The 4,015-nt window shown below is 67.7% G+C and carries 4 protein-coding genes and 1 pseudogene; 1 reads left to right on the top strand and 4 read right to left on the bottom strand.

Annotated features, from left to right (window positions below; genetic code table 11):
- Positions 1-195: pseudogene (locus RI841_RS15100) on the top strand (hypothetical protein); the annotation flags it as partial.
- A 231-nt stretch (positions 196-426) separates the two neighbouring features.
- Here the strand turns inward: RI841_RS15100 and RI841_RS15095 are convergent.
- The 4 genes from RI841_RS15095 to RI841_RS15080 form a co-directional block, all read right to left on the bottom strand.
- A complete protein-coding gene (locus RI841_RS15095; protein ID WP_310706456.1) occupies positions 427-1,677 on the bottom strand; it encodes a M20/M25/M40 family metallo-hydrolase in 1,251 nt (416 codons plus the stop codon).
- A 71-nt stretch (positions 1,678-1,748) separates the two neighbouring features.
- On the bottom strand, positions 1,749-2,711 hold the full coding sequence (locus tag RI841_RS15090; protein WP_310706455.1) for a zinc metalloprotease HtpX: 963 nt from the start codon (positions 2,709-2,711) through the stop codon (positions 1,749-1,751).
- A gap of 98 nt (positions 2,712-2,809) precedes the next feature.
- A complete protein-coding gene (locus RI841_RS15085) occupies positions 2,810-3,400 on the bottom strand; it encodes an NAD(P)H-dependent oxidoreductase (protein WP_310706454.1) in 591 nt (196 codons plus the stop codon).
- Positions 3,401-3,475: 75 nt separating this feature from the next.
- Positions 3,476-4,015, bottom strand: a 540-nt coding sequence (locus RI841_RS15080; RefSeq protein ID WP_310706453.1) for a permease, incomplete at its 5' end; no start/stop codon positions are given.

Genomic DNA, 4,015 nt, shown 5'->3' with positions numbered 1-4,015 from the left:
GCCGAGGCGCTTAGCGATGCCGGTGCCGCCTCCGTGGACGTGGCGATCACCCATGCGCTCTTCGCCGGCGATGCGCTGGCGGTGATCCACGGGGCCGGTGTCGGCGAGGTCTGGAGCACTGACTGCATCGCTCACGAGAGCAATGCCATCGCCATGGCGCCGGTGCTGGCGGAGGCGCTCGCCTCGCTCGGCTAGGAGCCTGTCGGACTTAACGCTGACCTACTGCGAGAGCCGGTCTTTCGGCCAATTTCATTCGATCTGATTCGTTAAATAGCGGGCTATTCGCCTCATCAGATCGATAAACTTGTCTCGAAATCCGACTCTCTCGTGATGATCGGTCAAATCCGACAGGCTCCTAGCGGCGCCCAACACAGCAGGGCGGGCCCGAGGCCCGCCCTGCTGCATGCTTTCCACCCGATTTTACGGCTACTTGTCAGCCGGCTCGGGCTTGTCGGCGCCCTGGTGCGCCAGCGGCCCGGCCTGGTCCAGGCGCGGGTGGTTGTCGCGGAACTCCCGGTGCGGGTCCGGCAAGGCATCCAGCGCCTGCACGGTGTGGGTGATGGCGTGGATCGCCGCCAGCACGTCCCTGGTGTAGCCGGTCTCGGAGATGGTGTGCATGTTGCGGATCGGGAAGCCGATGGAGGTGGCCACGCAGTCCACGGCGGCCAGCACCCCGGCCATGCCGTCAGTGCCGGTATCGACCCCGACGATGTCCCGCTGCATGGGAATCTCCTGTTCCCGGGCGGTGGTCTCGATGATCCGGTTGAGCTGCTCGCTGGCGATGGCGCCCACCGACATGGTGAACCCCTTGCCCATTTCCAGCGGCTGCATGCGCCGGTCGCCGATACCGGGGGCGGCCGTATAGTCATGGTTCACGTCCACGGCGATGATGGCATCGGGCCGCATCTCACCGGCCATCACCCGGCTGCCGAAGCGGCCGATCTCCTCGTAGCTGGCGATGGCGAACAGCACGCGCACCTGCTCGGTGCCGCCCGCCTCGGCGATCAGCCTTGCCACCTCGGCGGTCACGAAGCAGCCCAGGCCGTTGTCCAGGTAGGCGCCATAGAAGGTGTCCGGGCTGAAGCCGGGGCGGATGGGTCGGTCGAGGAGGATCGAATCCCCGGGCCGCACACCCAGATTCTCCACCTGCTGCTTCTTGTTCTCGCCATGGATCTGCAGGTCCAGATAGATCTGTTCCTTCTTGATGCCTTTCTCGCCCGAGCGCTGTGTCGGATCGGAGAAGTGGATGGCGCCCAGGGCCTCCACGGTGCCGCCCTCGATCCGCCGGTAGCTGCCGGGCGCCGCGGGGTCTTCGCTGAACAGCGTGACCTCATGGCCGATCAGCACGGTGGGCAGGAAGGAGTCGGTATTGATCCAGATCTTGCCATCCTCGCCGATGGAGCGGACCTGCATGCGGATCTTGTCGGCATGGCCGATGATCATCACCTTGAAGAGGTCGTCGCGTCCCGGGTGGGTGTCAAGCACCACGCCGGCATGGCCCATGAACTGCTGCAGCTGCCAGCCGGCGGGGGCGAAGCTCTCGAAGTGGGGCTTGAGGACGCCGTAGGTCATGGCGGCTTCGAGCCCCACCGGGCTGGGCGCCGACAGGATGCGTCGCATCAGGTCGAACTGCGGGTTGGGCATGGGGCTGTTCCAGGGCTTCGGCGTATCGCTCATGGTGTTCTCTCTCTGTCGTCAGTCAGTGGGACGTCGTTAATGGGGATTCAGTGGGAAGAGGGGCGAGCGTCTCAGCGCCGGCGGCGTATCCAGTAGCGCCGGCCCATGGGGTCTGGACGCTCGATGATCACCGGTGGCTCGTGGGCGTGTCCATCAAGATTATCATGCAGGGAGGATGTCGGTGATTCCTCGACCGTCATCAGCCGGCGGATGCGCTCCTCGGTCGGCGGGTGGGTACGCAGCCAGTCGAGCCCCGCGGGCGGATGGCGACCGAACAGCGTGGCCAGCCAGCGTCCCTGGTGGCGCTCCAGGGCGGCCAGCGCCGAGGCTAGCCCCTCAGGGTCGCCCGTCAGAGCCACGGCCTCCAGATCGGCGGTGTACTCGCGATTGCGGGAGAGGCCCAGCTGGAGCAGGGTGCTCAGGCTGGGCGCAAAGGCCACCACCAGCAGCAGCCCCCAGGGCAGGCGAATGTCGCCGGCCAGGATCAAGGGCACCATGAACAGCAGGCTGACCTGCAGCACCGTGGTCAGCCAGAGGGTCAGGCGGGTCATGGCCGCGGCCATGGACATCACTCGAGTGTCGCCATGGCGCAGATGACTCACCTCGTGGGCCAGCACGCCGGCCAGCTCGCGCAGCGTCAGGGTGCGCAGCAGGCCTTCGGAGACGGCGATGCCGCCATCGTGCCGGGTGCCCACGGCGAAGGCGTTGAGGTCCAGCGAGGGCGCATAGAAGAGTTGCGGGGGGCGAGTGAGGCCGGCGCGTTGGTAGAGGGTATCGAGCAGCCGATAGAGCGTCGGCGCCTGATGCCGGTCGAGCAGACCGGCGCCGGTATCGGCGAGGATGTAGCGGGCCGGCACCCAGCTGCTGGCGAAGGCCCCGACCACCACCACGCCCAGGCTCACGACGATGCCGATGCCACCGGCCAGCAGGTAGCCGGGCACCGCCAGTACCAGTGCCAGGCCCCCCATGATCAGCAGGGTCTGCAGGCCGTTCTTCACCCGGCTACGCCAGAGGCGTTGTGTCCCGATTGGCATGATGTCCCTTTGCAGTGGTCAGGCACGGCGTCATGGCCGGTGGCCATCGGGGCAGGTGGCCGTGACGCCTTGCGGGGTGACGTGGCGTGGGACGGCAGTCAGCCGTGCAGCCGGTGCAGGCTGTCGACCAGTCGTTGGCAGATGGCGTCCAGCTTTTCCATCTGCTTCTCGTCACGTAGTCGGCCGTCCTCGTGGAAGGCCTCCGCGGCCCGGGCCACGCCGAGCTGGTCGGGCAGCACCGTTACCCCGATGTTGGCCAGCAGCTGGCGGGCCAGCGCCAGGCTGCGGATGCCGCCCAGCCCGCTGGGCGAGGCAGAGACCAGTGCTGCCAGCTTGCCCTCGAAGAGCGCGAGGCCGCTCTCACCCTCGTGGGGGCGGGTCAGCCAGTCGAGGGTGTTCTTGAGCAGCGGCGTGATGAAGCCATTGTACTCCGGCGTGGCGATCAGCAGGCCCTCGTGGTCGGCCAGGCCGCGACGCAGTACCAGGGCGTTTTCGGGAAGGCCCTGCTCGGCCTCCAGGTCGCCATCGTAGAGCGGCATGGGGTGGTCGCGCAGGTCGATGAAGGTGGGTCGGCCGCCCAGCCGCTCGATGCGCTCGGCGGCCAGGCGTGCCAGCGCCTTGTTGTACGAGCCGGCGCGGCTGCTGCCGGCAAAGACCAGGATGCGGGGGTGAGGCTGGCGATCCGTCATGTTGGCTCCTTCAGGGTCCATCGTTCTCCCGGCAGTGACTTATCGAGTTGGGCGCAGCCTGCCGGGTCGCCGGGATCAGGCGTGGTGGGGCAGGTGGGTGGCAAGGGTGCGGCGCAGTGGCTTAACGGCAAGGCTGACCAGCACGACGAGCCCCAGCCACTCGACCCAGGCTGGCAGCAGCTCGCCCACTGCCTCGATCTGGCGAGCGATGTCGAGTTGCCACCAGCTTGCCACCGCATCCACCCCAAGCCCCAGCAGCACCGCGCTTGTCAGGATACCGGCGAGATAGGCCACCAGGGCCCGGTTGCCCATCTCGCGACGGAAGACCCCGAGGGTGGCCAGGCTGGTGACCGGCGCCGCGATCAGGAAGACCAGCACGGTGCCGGGCGAGACGCCGGCCAGCAACAGCCCGGCGGCGATGGGCGTGGCGGCGGTGGCGCACAGGTAGAGCGGAATGCCGATTACTGCCATGACCAGCATGGCCCCCAGGCCGCTACCCAGGGCGGCCAGCTGTTGCGGTGGCACCAGGGCGATCAGGCCCCCGGCGACCAGCAGGCCCACCAGCAGCCAGAGGCTGATGTCGTCGAGGATGTCGGTGAAGGCATAGCGAAGCCC

It is taken from the genome of Halomonas sp. (assembly GCF_031581305.1).
GTDB lineage: Bacteria > Pseudomonadota > Gammaproteobacteria > Pseudomonadales > Halomonadaceae > Halomonas.
This window is presented reverse-complemented; position numbering and strand designations above follow the sequence as displayed.